We start from the raw sequence: 16,285 nt of genomic DNA, 5'->3' as shown, positions 1-16,285 counted from the left end.
ACTCGGGTGCCCCTGTCGGACGTATGGGGATTTTCCCGGTTAGCCGTTATCTCGCCGACGCGCCGCCGTTATCCGGCGGTGACCGGTCGCGCGCCGGCCCGGCCCCGGACCCGCCGCCCCGAGCGGAGGGCCGGCCCGGAGAGGGCTCGTCGCGCCGCGCGGGCCGGCCCTGCGGACGCGGGCGCCGGCCCGGCTCCCGGCTCGCCACCTCCTGGTTGGGCCCGGAGCCGGGCCGGTGGTCAGGCCGACTGGTAGTTCACGTGGGCGGACCAGCGGGCGAAGCCGAGCCGCTCGTAGAGGGCCACCGCGGCGGTGTTCGACTCGTCCACGTAGAGCATGACGCGGTCCAGGCCCCGCCGGTCCCGCAGGTACGCCAGGCCGGCCGCCGTCAGCGCCCGGCCCAGCCCGCCGCCGTGCGCCGCCGGGTCCACCCCGAGGACGTAGACCTCGCCGATCCGCGCCGAGCCGGGCCGCTCGTGGACCTTCGTCCAGTGGAAGCCGAGCAGCCGGCCGGTGGCCTCCTCGACGGCGAGCAGGAAGCCGTCCGGGTCGAACCACGGCTCGGCGAGGCGTACCCGCAGGTCGGCCGGGGACCAGCGGCCCTGCTCCGGGTGCTCGGCGAAGGCCCGCGCGTTGAGCGCCAGCCAGGCCGCGTCGTCGTCGCCGGGCCGGAACGCGCGCAGCGTCACCCCGTCCGGCAGCCGGGGCTCGGGGATCGGGGCGGTCAGCGGCCGGCGCAGTTGCCAGAGCACCCGTGCCCGGCGCAGGCCCAGGTCGACGCCGAGCGCGGCGGCCGACGGGTGGTCGCCGTGCGCCCACACCCGCAGTGGGCCGGGGGCCGCCGCCAGTACGCCCCGGGCCAGCGCCCGGCCCGTCCCGCGCCGCCGGTACGCCGGGTGCACCGCCAGTTCCGCCCCGGTGCCGGCGTCGCCGTCGGTGGTGTCCAGATGGGCGTAGCCGGTCAGCGTCCCGTTGGCGGCCCGGGTGGTCAGGTGCACGGCGGCCGCGTCCGGGTCCCGCAGCCGGAGCAGGACGTGCTCGTCGAACGGGTCCGCCCCGTCGGCGTCACCGGCGGCCCGGGCGAGGGCGAGCACGTCGGCGATCTCCGTGGGGCTGAGGCGGTCGGTCCGGGTCACCTGCTGGCTGGTCGGTTCGGCGCTGCTCATGCCGTCACCGTAGTCCGGTCGGTCGCCGCCGCCGCCGACCCCGGCGCGCTCCGCCGCGTGGTGTAGCGGGCGTCACGCCGGCGTGGGCGCGCCGCACGACCCGACCCCGGGGTAAGCCGGCACCTGGCTCCCGCACGGCCCGCCCCGTCGGGGAGCGCCGCCACGTGACGCCCTCACGTCCCGCCGTCGGGGAGGGCCTCCACCTGGAACCGGCTGGTCAGGCTCGGCAGGATGCGGTAGAGGGCGTCCACTGTGCCCTGCCGGTCGCCGCCGGCGTCGTGCAGCAGCACGACCGAGCCGGGTTCGACGTTGGTGACGACCATCGTGGCGATCCGGCCGGCCCCCGGCGCCGACCAGTCCGACGGGTCCACCGTCCAGTGCAGCGGCGTCATGCCGAGTTCCCGGGCCACCGACACCACGGGGCCGGTCCAGGCGCCGCCGGGCTGGCGGTAGTAGGCGATGGGGGCGCCGGGCACCGCCGCCCGGATCGCCGCGCTGGTGCGCAGCAGGTCCGCCCGGATGACCTCCGGCGACCGGCGGCCGAGGTTGACGTCGTGGTTCCAGCTGTGGTTGCACAGGGTGTGCCCGTCGGCCACGATCGCCTGGATCAGGTCCGGGTGGTTCTGTGCGTTCTCACCCACCACGCAGAAGGTGGCCCGGACCTGGTGCCGGCGGAGCAGGGCGAGCACCTGCGGGGTGTACTGCGGGTCCGGGCCGTCGTCGAAGGTCAGGGCGACCAGCGAGGTGCCGCTGGTGGTCTGCGCGCCGAACGGGCCGGCGGTCCCGGTCGCGCCCGGTGTGCCGCTCGGGTCGACGCCGCCGTCCTGCCCGGCCTCGGCCGGTGCGGGGCTCCGGTCCCCGCCGGGCGTGCCCTGGCGGGAGGAGTCGTCCGCCGGCGGCTGGTCGGCGTAGTGCGGGCCGGTGGCGCTCGTCGTCACGCTGGAGGCGGGTGGGTCGGGCACCAGGCTGCGCCCGAGCGCGTACGCCGTGCCGAGCAGGACGGTCACCACCAGCGCGACGAGGCCGACGGCTCGGGCGGCCGAGGGATCCCGTCTCACTGCGCCCGTCCGTGCCGAACCGCCGCCCCCGTGGTCGATGCGCACGCCGCCGCCTCCCTCTCTGCCCGGCAAACCCGGCAGTCAGAATAGAGCCGACTAGCGGTGCAAAAAGGGCATATGGGGAATAGGCCCCGGAATGGGGTGCGGGATCAGACTGGCAGGGGGGCGTGCTCCGCCTCCGGCAGCGACCGGGACGGCGGCACCACGAACTTGTAGCCGACCTGCCGCACGGTGCCGATCATCGACTCGTACTCGGAGCCGAGCTTCGCCCGCAGCCGCCGGACGTGCACGTCGACCGTGCGGGTGCCGCCGAAGTAGTCGTAGCCCCAGACCTCGCGCAGGAGCTGGTCCCGGGTGAACACCCGACCGGGGTGCTGGGCCAGGAACTTCAGCAGCTCGAACTCCTTGTAGGTCAGGTCGAGCGGGCGGCCCTTGAGCTTGGCGGCGTAGGTGTCCGGGTCGATGGTGAGCTCGCCGGCCCGGATCGAGCCGCCGGCGCCGGAGGTCGCGTTGCTCAGCCGACCGACCGCCAGCCGCAGCCGGGCCTCCACCTCGGCCGGCCCGGCCGAGGCGAGGATGACGTCGTCGACGCCCCAGTCGGCGTTGAGCGCGATCAGGCCGGCCTCGGTGACCACCGCGACCAGCGGCACCCCGAGCCCGGTGGCGTGCAGCATCCGGCAGGTGGCCCGGGCCTCGCTCAGCTCGGAGCGGGCGTCCACCAGGACCGCGTCCGGGCTGGGGCCGGCGACCAGGGTGCGGACGTCGCGCGGCGCGGTGCGGACCGAGTGCGGCAGCAGGTCGAGTGCCGGCAGCACAGCGGATGGTTCGCCTGCGCGCGCGGTCACCAGCAGCAGGATCTCCACGATCACCTCCGTCCCGGCGGCCGTCGGCCGCGCGCGACCAGCGCACCCCGAAGGGGGTGTGGCGCTGATGAAACTTGCGTGGGTCCCGGCGTCGCTGACGGGCGGGTAACGCTCCGAGCCTAACGGATGACCCCGGCTTCACCTTCGCGTCCTTTCCCGTTTGCCCGGCTTGCCCGTGATCGCGCCGCAGGTTTTAACGTTGCCGAAACCGTGACCTCCGCGTGGGCCGGCCGGTCTGGCACGATCGGGGCGTGTTTCCCTCCAGCTCGCCCGAGACCGGCCGCGACCCGTGGCCCGACGGGCCCCGCCCGGGCCCGGCGGGCCCGTCCCGTGGCCAGCCGCCGGCGCCGCGCACCGGGCCGGCCACCGACGACGACGGCGACCGTCGGGAACGCGGCGGGCCGCGTCGCGCCCGGCGCGGTGGCGAGCCGCCGCGCCGGCCCGACGACGAGGCCGACGCGGAGCCGGACGAGGAGGAGGTGGAGCCGGTCGAGGTGCGCCGCCAGCTCGCGCTGTCCGTCGCCGGGTTCGCGGTCCTGCTCGGGGTCGGCCTGGTGCTCGGGGCGCAGACCTCCGGCCCCGGCCACCGGCTGCCGTTCGCGGGCATCATCTTCGGCGTACAACTGCTCTTCGTGCTGGCCTGGACGATGGCCATGCGGCCGCCGGCGCTGCTGCTGGTCGCCCTGGTCAGCGGGGTGGCCGCGGTGGCGGCCGACGCCGCGGCCGTGCAGACGGACGTCGCCGGCCTGGCCCCGCTGGGCTACGTCGCGGCGGGCGGCTTCCTCCTCGGGGTGCTCGGCCAGCTCGTCCGGCGGGTCGACCGCGTGCGGGTGACCGACTCCCTGGGCAGCACCCTGCTGATCGTGGTGGGCGTCGTCGCCTTCGCCACCCTGATCACGCTCAGCCGGATCCCGGCCGGCACCCAGGCCATCACCGTCTGCCTCACCGCCAGCGGGGTCGCGCTCACCGTCGCCCGGCTCACCGACGCGGTGGCGCCCTGGCCGCGGCTGGCGCCGCAGGTGCCGAGGGGCGCGGCCGGCGTGGTCGGCGGCGCGATGGTCGGCACGCTGGTCAGCGCCGTCCTCGGTAGCTACCTGGTGACGCCCTTCACCCCCACGAAGGCTGCGATCATCGGGCTGGTCGCGGCGGTCGCCGCCGTGCTGGCGGACCTCGCCGTGGGGTACGCCGAGGCGGGCCGCCTGATGGCGGGGGAGCCGCCGACGATGTGGGTCGCCCGGCACATGCAGGGGCCGCTCGGCGGCTTCGCCCTCGCCGCGCCGGCCGCGTACGCCATGTGCAAGCTCGTCCTCTGACGGCGATTGGGCGTTCGTCCGTTCGGGTACCACCGGGGGGCCGCTGTGCGGCACCCGGCACTCACGACAGGAGGCGGCGTGGCGCAGGATCACACGTACGGGGAGCGGCCCCGTCGACGCGGGCGCAAGGTGCTGATCACCCTCGTCGTCCTGCTGCTGGTGCTGGGCGGCCTGATCGTCGTGGCCGACCGGGTCGCGGTCGGGGTGGCCGAGCGGGCCATCGCCGACCAGGTCCGGCAGGAGATCGCCAAGCAGGGGGCGCAGTCCTCGGCCCCCGAGGTCGAGGTCGGCGGCTTCCCGTTCCTCACCCAGGTGCTCGACGGCCGGTACGAGCGGATCACCATCGGGCTGCGGGACGTGCAGGGCCCGGTGCAGGGCGACGTGGTCGCGCTGCCGAAGCTCGACGTGGACGCCCGCGACGTCCGCGCCTCGCTGGACACGATCCGCTCCGGCCAGGGCGAGGTGGTCGCCGAGACGGTCGACGGCACCGGCACCATCAGCTACGACAGCCTCGCCAAGCTGCTCGACCGCCCGGGGCTGACCCTCGGCGAGCAGGGCGGCCGGCTCGCCGTCACCGCGCCGGTCGACATCCTCGGCCAGCGGCTCACCGTGACCGGCACCGCCGACATCACGGTCGGCGACCAGGGGCAGGTGGCGCTGCGCTTCAACGACCTGAACGCCCAGGGGCTGCCGAACGTGCCGCTGGCCCGGACGCTGCTCAACAACTACGCCAAGAGCATCTCCGTCAACGTGCCGCTGCCGGAGCTGCCGTTTCAACTCGCCGTCCGGGAGGTCCGGCCGCTGCCCGAAGGGCTGGCGGTGACGGCGGACGCGAAGAACGTGCCCATCAACTCCGCCACCGGCTGAGCTCCGACCCGGCCATCGGCTGGGCCTGGTCCCGGCCATCGGCTGGCCCCGACCCGGTCATCGGCTGGGCCTCGACCCGGCCGTCGGCTGGGCCTCGACCCGGCCGTCGGCCGGGCCGCCGGCGGCCCGGCGGCGCGTCCCGGATGCTGGTCGGTCCGCTGGCGTCCCCCGGCGTGGCTGGTAGGCTCCCTGCTCATGGGGACGCTCCTCACCAAACGGCGCGCGGTCGACCTGTGCCGCGTGGCCACCTGCCTGTGTCGCCCCGTCATCTGACGGCGGGGCTGTCCTCGGCTGCCTGACGCAGCCAGTGGCACTCAGGGTCCGCGTACCCCCGGTGCTCTCCCACCGAACGCCCGGCAGCGGCGCCGTCGCACGAACCCGTGATCCGTTTCTCGCTATGGGTCCCGCGCGTGGTGCGACAATCATGTGCATCGATTTCCGCGCGCTGGCTCACCATCCATCCTCACCAGGGAGTGATCTGATGAGTCGCGACACCGCACTCGTCTCGGCCGAGTGGGCCGAGAAGAACATCGACGCCCCGGGCGTCGTCTTCGTCGAGGTCGACGAGGACACCTCGGCCTACGACACCGGCCACATCGCCGGCGCGATCAAGCTGGACTGGAAGACCGACCTGCAGGACCCGGTGCGCCGGGACTTCGTCAACAAGAGCCAGTTCGAGGCGCTGCTCTCCGAGCGCGGCATCGGCAACGACGACACCGTCATCCTCTACGGCGGCAACAACAACTGGTTCGCCGCGTACGCGTACTGGTACTTCAAGCTCTACGGCCACCGGGACGTGAAGCTGCTCGACGGTGGCCGCAAGAAGTGGGAGCTGGACGCCCGCCCGCTGGTGAAGGACGCGGTGACCCGCCCCGCGACGCAGTACGTGGCGCAGGAGCCGGACACCTCCATCCGGGCCTTCCGCGACGAGGTCGTGGCCGCGATCGGCACCAAGAACCTGGTCGACGTGCGCAGCCCCGACGAGTTCGCCGGCCGGCTGCTCGCCCCCGCCCACCTGCCGCAGGAGCAGGCGCAGCGGGCCGGGCACATCCCCACCGCGATCAGCGTGCCGTGGTCGAAGGCGGCCAACGAGGACGGCACCTTCAAGTCCGACGACGAGCTGCGGAAGATCTACGCCGACGCGGGCCTGGACGACAGCCGGGAGACCATCGCGTACTGCCGGATCGGCGAGCGCTCCTCGCACACCTGGTTCGTGCTCCAGGAGTTGCTCGGGCACCGCAACGTGAAGAACTACGACGGATCCTGGACCGAGTACGGCTCGCTGGTCGGCGTGCCGGTCGCGCTCGGCGACGAGCCCGGGGAGGCCTGAGCCATGACCGCACCCACCGCCGCCGGCTGCGCCGCTCCCGACCAGGCAGCCCCGCTGCCCGCGAGCCTGGACCTGGAGAAGGAGACCGTGATAACCGGCGTCGTCCGGTCCGACGAGGGCGAGGCCGTCCCGGGCGCGTACGTCCGACTGCTCGACTCGACCGGTGAGTTCACCGCCGAGGTGGTGACCTCGCCGGCCGGCCAGTTCCGGTTCTTCGCCGCGCCGGGCACCTGGACCCTGCGGGCCCTGTCCCGGCACGGCAACGGCGACACCGCCGTGACCGCCGGCCGGGGCATCAACGAGGTCGCCGTCACGGTCGCCTCCTGACCCACGCTCTGATCGGCCCGTGGCCCGCCCCTCGCCGAGGGTGCGGGCCACGACCGTCCCCGGGCGCCGGCACGATCCTTCCGGCCGGCGCGGGCGCGGAGCGCGACCGTCTCCGGGCGGGTTCGCGGGCACGATCCTTCCCGGCCGGCGTGGTCGCCGGACCGCGACCGTCTCCCGGGGGCGGGCCGCCGACGTGACACGATGATGTCGTGAACGGTGTCGTAGAGGCGGGGCAGGCCCCGCCGACCGGTCCCGACCGGCCGGCGTCCCCCCGGCGGTGGCTGCCCTGGCTGCTCGCCGCCACCGTGGCCTGGGCGGTGCTGCTGGCGGCGCTCACCTGGACGTCGGTGCGGGACGACCCGCCGACCGTCCGGGAGCAGCGCTCCCTGGCCGAGGCCGGCCCGGTCGTCGACCGCGCGGTCGGCGAGCTTGTCGCGGCGGCCGGCGACACCGCCGTCCTGACTCCGCCCGAGATCGAGCGGGGCTGCCGGGTCACCCCGTTCGCCGACGGCGCCGTCCTGACCCGGGGGGTGGACGTGTTCGTCCCCGCGGGCCTGGAGCGGGCGCTGCTGGAGCGGGTCGCCGACCGGCTCCCCGAGCGCTGGCGGGCCGGCGTCCGGGTGACCTCGGACGACGGCCCCCGGCTGCGCGCCGACGCGGGCGAGTTCGTCACCGTCTCCGGCGGGATCGAGGCCGACGGCCGGGTCCGGTTGACCGCCGACACGGGCTGCCGGCCGGTCGGCGCCGGCTACGCCGCGCCGGCGGTCGCCGCCGACGGCGAGCAGGCCGACGCCCTGGCCGCGGCGCTGCGGGCGCTCGGCGCTCCGGCCGATCCGGCCCCCACGCTGGTCGTGGCGCCCTGCCCGGCCGGCGGCACCGCCCGCACCGCCCGCGCGGCCGCCGTCCCGGCCCCGTCGTCCCCGGCCGCCGCGCTCGCCCCCGTCGCCCGCCCCCCGCTGCTGGACACCGCGCAGGCGTACGCCTACCGGCACGGCGGCGTCATCGTCGTCGCCGACCTGACGGGCGACCGCGTCGTCGTCTCCGCCAGCACCGGCTGCGCCGCCTGACCCGACGGTCAGTGGCGCGGGGCCTGGTCGCGCGGGCGGCGGCTGCGCCCGAGGGCGTCGACGTGCCCCCAGCGACCGGGGATGTCGAGCAGCTCGACGCGCCCCATCCCCTCCGGCACGGCGGGGTCGATGATGAGGTGCTCACCCTGTGGCTCCAGCCCCAGCATCACCCGGAGCAGCAGCAGCGGCGTCCCCGCCGACCAGGCCTGCGGGCTGCACGCGGTCGGATACTCCACCGGGTACTCGGTCAGGTCGCGCTCGTAGCCGGCGAAGGCCTCCGGCAGCCGCCCGCCGAAGAACCGCGACGCGGCCAGCATCGCCTCGCAGATCTGGCCGGCCTCCTTGCGGAACCCGTACCGCCACAGGCCCCAGGCGATGAGCGAGTTGTCGAACGGCCACACGGTCCCCACGTGGTAGCCGACGGGGTTGTACCGCCCCTGGTCGTCGGCGAGGGTCCGGACCCCCCAGCCGGAGAAGAGCCGGGGCCCCAGCAGGTGCTCGGCGATCCGTCCGGCGCGCGACTCGTCCACGATGCCGCTCCAGAGCAGGTGCCCGATGTTCGAGCTGAGCGCGTCCACGTGCCGGCCGTCGGCGTCGAGGGCGAGCGCGTAGTACTCCCGCTCCGGGATCCAGAAGTCCCGGTTGAACCGCATCTTGAGCTCGGCCGCCTCCCGCTCCAGCCGGTCGGCGTACGCGGGGTCGCCCCAGAACAACCGGGCCATCCGGGCGCCACGGATCTTCGCGTCGTACGCGTACCCCTGGAGTTCGCAGGTGGCTCGGGGGAAGCCCGGTAGCCGGCCGTCGCGGTAGGAGATCGAGTCCCAGGAGTCCTTCCAGCACTGGTTCGCCAGCCCGGTGTCCGGGTTGCGGGTCCGGTACCAGATGTACCCGGTGCCGAGCAGGTCGCCGTACGTGTCGATCCAGGCGAGGGCCGCGCGGGCGTTCGCCTCCAGTTGCCGCACCAGCGCGGCGTCGCCGGTCCACCGCTCGTACTCGTCGAGGAGGATGACGAACAGCGGCGTGGAGTCGGCCGCCCCGTAGTACGGGGAGTGGGGCTGCTCCTCGAAGCCCGCCGTCTCGCCGTAGCGCAGCTCGTGCAGGATCTTGCCCGGCTCCTCGTCCCGGAAGTCGTCGACGCGGTGCCCCTGCAGACCGGCGAGCATCAGGATGGTCGCCGGGATCAGCTCCGGCAGGAAGGGCACCACCTGGAGCGAGGTGATGATGCTGTCCCGGCCGAACAGGGTCATGAACCACGGCAGGCCGGCGGCCATCAGGCGTACGCCGAGGGCGATCGACTCGTAACGCAGCGCCGCCAGGTCGTTCAGGCTCTGCCGGTACGCCCCGGCCAGCGGCTGGCAGTCGCAGCCGAGCTTCGGCGCCCGCTCGATCAGCTCGTCCTGCTCGGCCCGGATCGCGGCCGGGTTGCGACTGCCCCCGTAGAGCGGCAGGTTGGCCCGGATGTCCTCGCCGCGGGCCCCGTAGACGACGGTCGACACGTGCAGCCGGGTCGTCCACTCGCTGTGCGGGCCGACCCGGATCCGGAACGTCATCCCCGCGACCCCGATGTCCGCGGGCGCGCTGGTGCTGATCACCGTCTCGCGGTGGAAGCCCTCCCGGCGGTACGTGAGGCGCAGGTCCCTGTCGCCGGTGGTGGCGATGGTGCGACCCTTCTTCCGCCGGACGTGCTTGATCTCGAAGACGTCCGCGAAGTCGGCGCCCATGTCGAGCCGGACGGTGAACTCCATCTCCTCCCCGGCGTGGTTGAGCAGGGTCAGCTCCTCCTCGAAGCTGCCGCCGATGGCCCGGCTCCGGATCACCGAGACCTTCGCGTCGAGGTAGTGGGTCGGCTCGCCGGGGACCAGGAAGAAGCGGGTGCGGTAGGACTCCGCGTCGTCGACGGAGAGCGCGTGCAGCCGCTCGCCGTCGACGGTCAGGATCCAGGTCGAGAGGTACCGGGTGTCGAACGAGAAGAGCCCGGTCGGGAAGTCGAGGGACGGCTCGATGTCGCCGTGCCGGTCGCTGACCAGGAAGGTGTTGCCGTCCAGGATGCTGACCAGGTCCTTCATCGCAGCCGCCCGGCCTGTTCGCGGGCGACCTCGCGGGGGTCGCGGGTGTCGGGCGGGTCGGGGAAGAACCGCCGGAAGGCCAGGAAGAGCACGACGTCGCCGCTGAAGCTGCTCTCGTTGCGCAGCACCGTCGAGATCGCCTGGGCCCGCCCGGTGACGAGCCGGTCGAACAGGTCCTCGCTGGTGTACCAGATCGCGTCGGCCGGCCCCCGTTGGCGGCTCACCTCGATCGCGCCCGGTCGCATCCGGACCACCCAGTGCGCCGTCTGGTTGCCGCGGGCGAGGTCGATCTGCATCGTCCCGTTGACCGGACCGCGCAGCACGTGCGGGGCGCGCGCCGGCAGTGATTCGAAGAACCGCTCCGTCGCCTCGCTCACACCCGAATCGTAGGCATTGGCCCGACTTGCCGGGTCGGTATCGGAAGGGGTGGCCGTCAGTAGACCAGCGCCTGCGTCCCCTCGGCCATCGCCTCCTCGACGAAGACCGCCGCGCCGGCGATGCGCACGCCCGGCAGCACGTCGTCCGGGCCGATGTCCCGTCGGGCGGCGCACTGGGTGCAGGCGGTCACGGTGCCGGTGGTGAGGATCACGTGCAGCAGCTCGGCCAGCGGCGCCGAGTGCGGCAGCTCGAACTCCTGCGCCCGGCCGGGCAGCGCGAACCAGGTCGACTCCCCGGTCAGCCAGAGCGACACGTGCACCCCGGCGGCGGCCGCGGTGGCGGCGACGGTGAATGCCTGGGCGCACCGCTCGGGGGCGTCGGCGCCGGCGGTGGCCTTGACGACCAGAGTGCGGGCCATGGGGCCAGCATAGGATGGTCGCGATGGTTACCGAGATCGGGTTCGTCAGCCTGCTGGTCGCCGGTCTGGGCGCGCTCGCCGGTGGCCTGGTCTACGTTGCCGTACGCATATCGAGAGGACGCTGGTGAGCGCGAGGAGTGAGCCGGGTTTGCGAGCCCCGCAGTCGCGAACGAAGGTGGCTCGGTGAGCTGTGGTGGCCGCTGGCGAGGAGAGGCGGAGTGAACCGGTGAGCGACGAGAACCCCCTGCAGCCGCCGCCGTGGCTGAACGCGCCGCCGGTCGACCCGTACCCCTTCGAGGAGAGCCACGACCTGCGGGTCGGCCCGAAGCTGCACCCGTCGCTGGACGGCCTGCTGCCGTACATCGGGGTGTGGCGCGGCCGTGGCCGGGGCGGCTTCCCGACCATCGAGGACTTCGACTACGCCCAGGAGATCCGGATCAGCCACGACGGCCGACCGTTCCTGTTCTACGAGTCGCGCGCCTGGCTGCTGGACGAGCAGAGCAAGCCGGTCCGCCCGGCCGGGCGCGAGGTCGGCTGGTGGCGGCCGGTGATGGACGGTGACCGGGTCACCGACGAGCTGGAAGCGCTGATGACGACCCCGACCGGGGTGATGGAGCTGCACATCGGCAAGCGCAGGGGCACGCAGCTGGAGTTCGTGACCGACGCGGTGGTCCGCACGGCCACCGCCAAGGAGGTCACCGCCGGGCACCGCCTCTTCGGCATCGTCGAGGGCGCGCTGCTCTACGCCCAGGAGATGGCCGCCGTCGGCCACGGCCTCTCGCCGCACCTCTCCGCCCGCCTCACCCGCGTAGCGGGCTGACCCGGCCCCGCCCGTCCGCCCCCGGATCCCGCGGACTCCGGGGCGGGCAAGGGAGGGGACCGGCCCCGCCCGTCCGCCCCGGAAGACGCGGGCCCGGGGCGGGTCAGGGAAGGGGAAAGGCCAGGAGTGCCTGGAGCGCGGGCGTGCGCGGGCAGCGACGCAACGGGACGGCGTCCAGGGTGCGGACCTCCGTCAGGCCGCGGACGGACGAGGTGAGCCAGACGCCGTCGGCCGAGCGCAGCTCGGCCGGGGTGACCAGGCGCTCGTCGGCGCGCAGGCCCAGTTCGTCGGCGTTGGCGAGGAGCCAGCCCGCCGTCACGCCCGGCAGGATGCCGGTCCCGGCGGCGGGCACGGTGCAGAGGGTGTCGTCGGCCAGCCACACCACGTTGGCCGTGGGCCCCTCTAGGGCGTACCCGTCGGAGGAGACCCAGAGCGCGTCGTCCACCCCGTTGCGGGCGGTCCAGCGGCGGGCGGCGGTGCTCACCGCGTACGAGGTGGACTTGATCCCGGCGGGCAGCCAGTCGAGTGCGGCGCGGGCCCCCGCCGCCACGCCGAGCGGCAGGGTGGCGACGGTGATCCCGTCCCGCCGGGCCGTCCGGGTCGTCGCCGGCACCTCGCCCAGCGTGGCGTAGACGCTCGGCGGGCCGCCGCCCTCCGGGCCCCGCGTGCAGACCAGCCGCAGCGCGCCCTCGACCTCGGCCGGCCAACCGGCGCTCACGGTCTCCAGCAGGTCGACCAGCACGCCGGCGGGGGGCAGCGCCAGCTCGACGGCCGCCGCCGCCCGGGCCAGCCGGGCCAGGTGCGCGTCGCGCAGCCACGGCCGCCCGCCCCGCAGGTGCATGGTCTCGAAGAGGCCGTCGCCGTGCAGCACGCCCCGGTCGTCGCCGCGCAGCACCGGCTCCCCGGGCGGCACCAGCCCGCGCCCCGGCACGGCGATCCTCGACGCCACCATGACCGCCGAGCGTAGCGGCGGACCCGGCGACCCGGCGGCCGGTGCGGCGGGACGAACACGGCGGCGGCCCGTCGAGCCGGCGGTCGGGGCGTCCGGGCGAACTATGATCGGACGGTGTCCGAATCCTCCCTCGCGGAAATGCTCCGCGCCCGTGGGCTGCGGCTGACGGCGCAGCGGCAACTGGTGCTGCAGGCCGTGCTGGACCTGGGGCACGCCACCCCGGAGCAGGTGCACACGGCCGTTCGGGAAGTGGCCGCGGGGGTCAACATCACCACCATCTACCGCACGCTGGAGCTGCTGGAACGGCTCGGCCTGGTCACCCACACCCACCTCTCGCACGGCTCGCCGACCTACCACGCGGCCGGCGAGGACCAGCACGTCCACCTTGTCTGCCGGGAGTGCGGCGCGATCGACGAGATCGATCCGGAGTTGCTGCGCCCGCTGGTCGACCAGTTGGCGCAGCAGCGCGGGTTCCGGGTGGACATCGGCCACGTCTCCCTCTTCGGCGTCTGCGACCGCTGCGAGAACGGGGACCCGAAATGATCGACATCGCGGGCGCGGTGAGCGTCGAGAGCATCGACGAGGCCAGCCGGGACCAGCCCGAGCCGGCGCACGCGGCGGCCGGCGTCCGGGGGGTGGCCGCGCACTACGGCGACCCGATGCGCGAGCAGCGCACCCTCGACACCGCCGTCGGCCTGGTCGACCGCTCGCACCGGGGCGTCGTCGCGGTGCCGGGCGAGGAGCGGATCGGCTGGCTGCACACCCTCACCACCCAGCACCTGGCGCAGCTCACCGCCGGTCAGGGCACCGAGTTGCTGGTGCTCTCCCCGCACGGGCACGTCGAGCAGCACGCCATGGTGGCCGAGGACGGCATCACCACCTGGCTCGACACCGAGCCCGGCGCCACCACCGGCCTGCTGTCGTACCTGGAGCGGATGCGGTTCTTCAGCAAGGTCGAGCCGCGCGACGTCACCGGCGAGCACGCGCTGCTCTCGCTGGTCGGGCCGCAGGCCCCCGCCGCGGTGGAGACGCTCGGCGTGACCGGGCTGGCGGCGCCCGACGTGGTCGCGGTGCCGGGCCCGAAGTTCCGCTCCGGCGAGGTCCCGCCCCGGCCGACCGCGCTCTACGACGTCAAGCCGCTCCCGGTCGGCGGGTGGGCGCGGCGCGGCCCGCTGGGCGTGGACCTGCTGGTCCCCCGGGCCGCGATGGAGCAGGTGGTCACGGAGCTGCGCGGTAACGGGGTGCCGGTGGCCGGGCTGTGGGCGTACGAGGCGGCGCGGGTGGCGGCCCGGCGGGCCCGGGTCGGGGTGGACACCGACCACCGGACGATCCCGGCCGAGGTGGACCTGGTCGCCCCGGCCGTGCACCTGGACAAGGGCTGTTACCGGGGCCAGGAGACCGTGGCCCGGGTGCACAACATGGGCCGGCCGCCGCGCCGGCTCGTCCTGCTGCACCTGGACGGGGTCACCACCGACCAGCCGCCGGTCGCCGGTACGCCGGTGACCCTCGACGGCCGGGCGGTCGGCTTCGTCGGCACCGCCGTGCACCACCACGAGCTGGGTCAGGTCGCCCTGGCCGTGGTCAAGCGCAACGTCGCCGACGACGCCCGCCTCCTGGTGGGCGAGACCGCCGCCGCGATCGATCCGGCCTAGCCCTCGGCCGGCGAAAGAATCTCTCCTTCGCGGCGCTGAGGCGGGAAAAGTTCCGGTCGACTGCCTCCCGGACCTCGGTCTAGGATCCGGGCATGACGACAGGGACGTTGATCACGGTTGCCCCCACCGGCGCGGAGTCGGCCAAGGCGGAGGTGCCGGCGCTGCCGGTGACGCTCGACGAGCTGCTGCTCACCGCCAAGGAGTGCGAGGCGCTCGGCGCCGCCGTGATCCACGTCCACATCCGCGACGACGAGGCGAAGCCCACCCTGGACCAGGGGCGGCTGCGGGAGACCGTGGCGGCGCTGCGGCAGAGCACCGACCTGATCGTGCAGCTCTCCTCCGGCGGCGCGGTGACCGACCCGGAGGCCGACCGGCTCGCCGTGCTCGACGCGGGGCCGGACATGGCCTCCTGCACGATGGGCACCCTCAACTTCGGCGACGACGTCTTCCTCAACCGCTGGGAGTTCATCGTCGACCTGCACACCCGGATGCAGGAGCGCGGCATCGTGCCGGAGTACGAGATCTTCGACCTCGGTCACCTGACGGCCCTGCAACGGCTGCTCGGCAAGTACGGCCTGCCGGCCGGCGGGCACGTGCACGTCGACTTCGTGATGGGCGTGCCGGGCGGCATGCCGGGGACCACGGCGGCGCTGGTCGCCGCCCACCAGGCGCTGCGCGACCTGCCCGAGGGCACGACCTTCTCGGCCACCGGCATCGGCCGCAGCACCATCCCGGTGATGTTGGCGTCGCTCTCGGCCGGCGGGCACCTGCGCGTCGGCATGGAGGACACCGTGACCTACGCCAAGGGCCGCCCGGTGGAGTCCAACATGCAGCTCGTGGCCCGGGCGGTCGGCTTCGCCCAGCTCGCCCAGCGGCCGCCGCTGACCACCGCCGAGGCGCGTGAGCTGCTCGGCGTGCCAGCCGCCGGGCGGTAAGCGGCGGTTCCGCCCGCACTCCTGTACGCCGGCGCGCCGACGTCCTGGTCACCCGCCTGCCGGGGGTCACCGGGCGATCGGTACCGTCCACACCGTGGGAAAGACGTACGAGGGCGGCGTGCCGCTCGCCGAGGTGGTCCGGTCCGGGTTCGTGGAGGGCGTGCACCGGGGCTCGGTGGTGGTGCTCGACGCCGACGGCGCGACGGTGGCCGGCGCCGGGGACGTGACCTCCCCGGTCTTCCCGCGCTCGTCCAACAAGCCGATGCAGGCGGTCGGGATGCTCCGCGCCGGGCTGTCGCTGACCGACCCGGCGGACGTGGCGCTGGTGTCGGCCAGCCACGCCGGGGAGGACTTCCACCTCGACCGGGTCGGCGCGCTGCTGGCCGGCGCCGGGCTGGACGAGTCGGCCCTGCACTGCCCGCCGGAGCTGCCGGTGGGCGAGGACGCGCGGGCCGCCGTGCTGCGCGCCGGCGGCGGTCCCACCCGTACGCAGATGAACTGCTCCGGCAAGCACAGCGGGATGCTGCTGACCTGCCTGGCCGCCGGCTGGCCGCTGGACGGTTACTGGCGCCCGGAGCACCCGCTGCAGCAGCGGCTCCGCGACGCGGTCGAGGAGTTCACCGGTGAGCGGGTGGCGGCGGTCGGGGTGGACGGCTGCGGTGCCCCGGTGCTCGCGGTGTCGCTGACCGGCCTCGCCGGGGCGTACCTGCGGCTCGTCTCGGCGGAGCCGGGCTCCGTGCCGAGGACGGTGGCCGACGCGATGCGCGCCCACCCGGAGATCGTCGGTGGCACCCAGGCCGACGACACCCGGCTGATGCGCGGCGTCCCCGGGCTGCTCGCCAAGGTGGGCGCCGAGGGGGTCATCGCGGCGGCGGTACCCGGGGTCGGGGCGGTCGCCCTCAAGATCGACGATGGGGCGGGCCGGGCCCGGATGCCGGTGCTGGTCTCCGCCCTGCGCCGGCTCGGCCTGGACGCCCCGGTGCTGGCCGAGTACGCCAAGGCGCCGCTATTCGGCGGCGGCCTCCCGGTCGGCGGCGTACGCCCCCTCTGGTAGCCACGCCGCCGCGCCGGGC

Annotated in this window: 19 protein-coding genes; 12 read left to right on the top strand and 7 right to left on the bottom strand. The window is 74.7% G+C overall.

The window, feature by feature from the left end; all coding sequences use genetic code 11:
• Positions 1 to 239 precede the first annotated feature (239 nt).
• The 3 genes from mshD to ACGF7U_RS13145 all read right to left on the bottom strand — a co-directional run bounded on the left by mshD (position 240) and on the right by ACGF7U_RS13145 (position 3,093).
• Positions 240 to 1,166, bottom strand: coding sequence for a mycothiol synthase (mshD, locus tag ACGF7U_RS13155; RefSeq protein ID WP_393106007.1), 927 nt, complete (start codon positions 1,164 to 1,166; stop codon positions 240 to 242).
• Between the two features lie 173 nt (positions 1,167 to 1,339).
• Positions 1,340 to 2,224, bottom strand: coding sequence for a polysaccharide deacetylase family protein (locus ACGF7U_RS13150; protein WP_393106005.1), 885 nt, complete (start codon positions 2,222 to 2,224; stop codon positions 1,340 to 1,342).
• 149 nt (positions 2,225 to 2,373) lie between these two features.
• Entirely contained in the window at positions 2,374 to 3,093 is a 720-nt protein-coding gene (locus tag ACGF7U_RS13145) for a winged-helix domain-containing protein (protein WP_393106004.1), read from the bottom strand.
• 245 nt (positions 3,094 to 3,338) lie between these two features.
• Between ACGF7U_RS13145 and ACGF7U_RS13140 the strand changes: the two genes are divergently transcribed.
• The 6 genes from ACGF7U_RS13140 (at position 3,339) to ACGF7U_RS13115 (ending at position 7,991) form a co-directional block, all read left to right on the top strand.
• Positions 3,339 to 4,400, top strand: coding sequence for a hypothetical protein (locus ACGF7U_RS13140; RefSeq protein WP_393106002.1), 1,062 nt, complete (start codon positions 3,339 to 3,341; stop codon positions 4,398 to 4,400).
• Between the two features lie 78 nt (positions 4,401 to 4,478).
• Entirely contained in the window at positions 4,479 to 5,267 is a 789-nt protein-coding gene (locus tag ACGF7U_RS13135; RefSeq protein ID WP_393106000.1) for a DUF2993 domain-containing protein, read from the top strand.
• Between the two features lie 195 nt (positions 5,268 to 5,462).
• Entirely contained in the window at positions 5,463 to 5,540 is a 78-nt protein-coding gene (locus ACGF7U_RS13130) for an Ms5788A family Cys-rich leader peptide (RefSeq protein ID WP_311202345.1), read from the top strand.
• A gap of 208 nt (positions 5,541 to 5,748) precedes the next feature.
• Entirely contained in the window at positions 5,749 to 6,597 is an 849-nt protein-coding gene (locus ACGF7U_RS13125; RefSeq protein WP_393105998.1) for a sulfurtransferase, read from the top strand.
• A gap of 3 nt (positions 6,598 to 6,600) precedes the next feature.
• Entirely contained in the window at positions 6,601 to 6,924 is a 324-nt protein-coding gene (locus tag ACGF7U_RS13120) for a DUF1416 domain-containing protein (protein ID WP_393105996.1), read from the top strand.
• A gap of 209 nt (positions 6,925 to 7,133) precedes the next feature.
• Positions 7,134 to 7,991 (top strand): hypothetical protein, encoded by an 858-nt coding sequence (locus ACGF7U_RS13115; protein ID WP_393105994.1) that lies wholly within the window; start codon positions 7,134 to 7,136, stop codon positions 7,989 to 7,991.
• A gap of 8 nt (positions 7,992 to 7,999) precedes the next feature.
• Here ACGF7U_RS13115 and ACGF7U_RS13110 read toward each other — a convergent pair whose 3' ends face one another.
• The 3 genes from ACGF7U_RS13110 to ACGF7U_RS13100 are packed head-to-tail and all read right to left on the bottom strand — an operon-like array spanning position 8,000 to position 10,853.
• Positions 8,000 to 10,057, bottom strand: coding sequence for a glycogen debranching N-terminal domain-containing protein (locus ACGF7U_RS13110; RefSeq protein ID WP_393105992.1), 2,058 nt, complete (start codon positions 10,055 to 10,057; stop codon positions 8,000 to 8,002).
• Positions 10,054 to 10,434: an SCP2 sterol-binding domain-containing protein gene (locus ACGF7U_RS13105; RefSeq protein WP_393105990.1), complete on the bottom strand. Its 381-nt coding sequence runs from the start codon at positions 10,432 to 10,434 to the stop codon at positions 10,054 to 10,056. Before ACGF7U_RS13105 ends, ACGF7U_RS13110 begins: the two co-directional genes overlap by 4 nt.
• 56 nt (positions 10,435 to 10,490) lie before the next feature.
• Positions 10,491 to 10,853, bottom strand: coding sequence for a DsrE family protein (locus tag ACGF7U_RS13100; protein WP_393105988.1), 363 nt, complete (start codon positions 10,851 to 10,853; stop codon positions 10,491 to 10,493).
• A gap of 23 nt (positions 10,854 to 10,876) precedes the next feature.
• Here ACGF7U_RS13100 and mtfM point away from each other — a divergent pair, with 23 nt between their 5' ends.
• Positions 10,877 to 10,981, top strand: a complete 105-nt coding sequence (mtfM, locus tag ACGF7U_RS13095) for a small membrane protein MtfM (RefSeq protein ID WP_043966460.1) — start codon at positions 10,877 to 10,879, stop codon at positions 10,979 to 10,981.
• 98 nt (positions 10,982 to 11,079) lie between these two features.
• Positions 11,080 to 11,673 (top strand): FABP family protein, encoded by a 594-nt coding sequence (locus ACGF7U_RS13090; RefSeq protein ID WP_393105986.1) that lies wholly within the window; start codon positions 11,080 to 11,082, stop codon positions 11,671 to 11,673.
• Between the two features lie 103 nt (positions 11,674 to 11,776).
• Here the strand turns inward: ACGF7U_RS13090 and ACGF7U_RS13085 are convergent, their stop codons facing one another.
• On the bottom strand, positions 11,777 to 12,625 hold the full coding sequence (locus ACGF7U_RS13085; protein ID WP_393105984.1) for an aminotransferase class IV: 849 nt from the start codon (positions 12,623 to 12,625) through the stop codon (positions 11,777 to 11,779).
• Positions 12,626 to 12,739: 114 nt separating this feature from the next.
• On the opposite strand from ACGF7U_RS13085, the gene ACGF7U_RS13080 reads away from it, so the two are divergent.
• The 4 genes from ACGF7U_RS13080 (at position 12,740) to ACGF7U_RS13065 (ending at position 16,266) form a co-directional block, all read left to right on the top strand.
• Positions 12,740 to 13,168, top strand: coding sequence for a Fur family transcriptional regulator (locus ACGF7U_RS13080; RefSeq protein ID WP_393105982.1), 429 nt, complete (start codon positions 12,740 to 12,742; stop codon positions 13,166 to 13,168).
• Positions 13,165 to 14,277: a YgfZ/GcvT domain-containing protein gene (locus ACGF7U_RS13075; RefSeq protein WP_393105980.1), complete on the top strand. Its 1,113-nt coding sequence runs from the start codon at positions 13,165 to 13,167 to the stop codon at positions 14,275 to 14,277. The genes ACGF7U_RS13080 and ACGF7U_RS13075 overlap by 4 nt, the downstream gene beginning before the upstream one ends.
• 92 nt (positions 14,278 to 14,369) lie before the next feature.
• Entirely contained in the window at positions 14,370 to 15,212 is an 843-nt protein-coding gene (locus ACGF7U_RS13070) for a 3-keto-5-aminohexanoate cleavage protein (protein ID WP_393105978.1), read from the top strand.
• Between the two features lie 94 nt (positions 15,213 to 15,306).
• Complete coding sequence (locus ACGF7U_RS13065; protein WP_393105976.1) at positions 15,307 to 16,266, top strand: asparaginase; 960 nt, start codon at positions 15,307 to 15,309, stop codon at positions 16,264 to 16,266.
• Positions 16,267 to 16,285: the final 19 nt, after the last annotated feature.

The organism is Micromonospora sp. NPDC047670, from assembly GCF_043204915.1.
Classification (GTDB): domain Bacteria; phylum Actinomycetota; class Actinomycetes; order Mycobacteriales; family Micromonosporaceae; genus Micromonospora.
The sequence above is the reverse complement of the archived record's forward strand: the minus strand, read 5'-3'. Positions and strand labels throughout refer to the sequence as shown.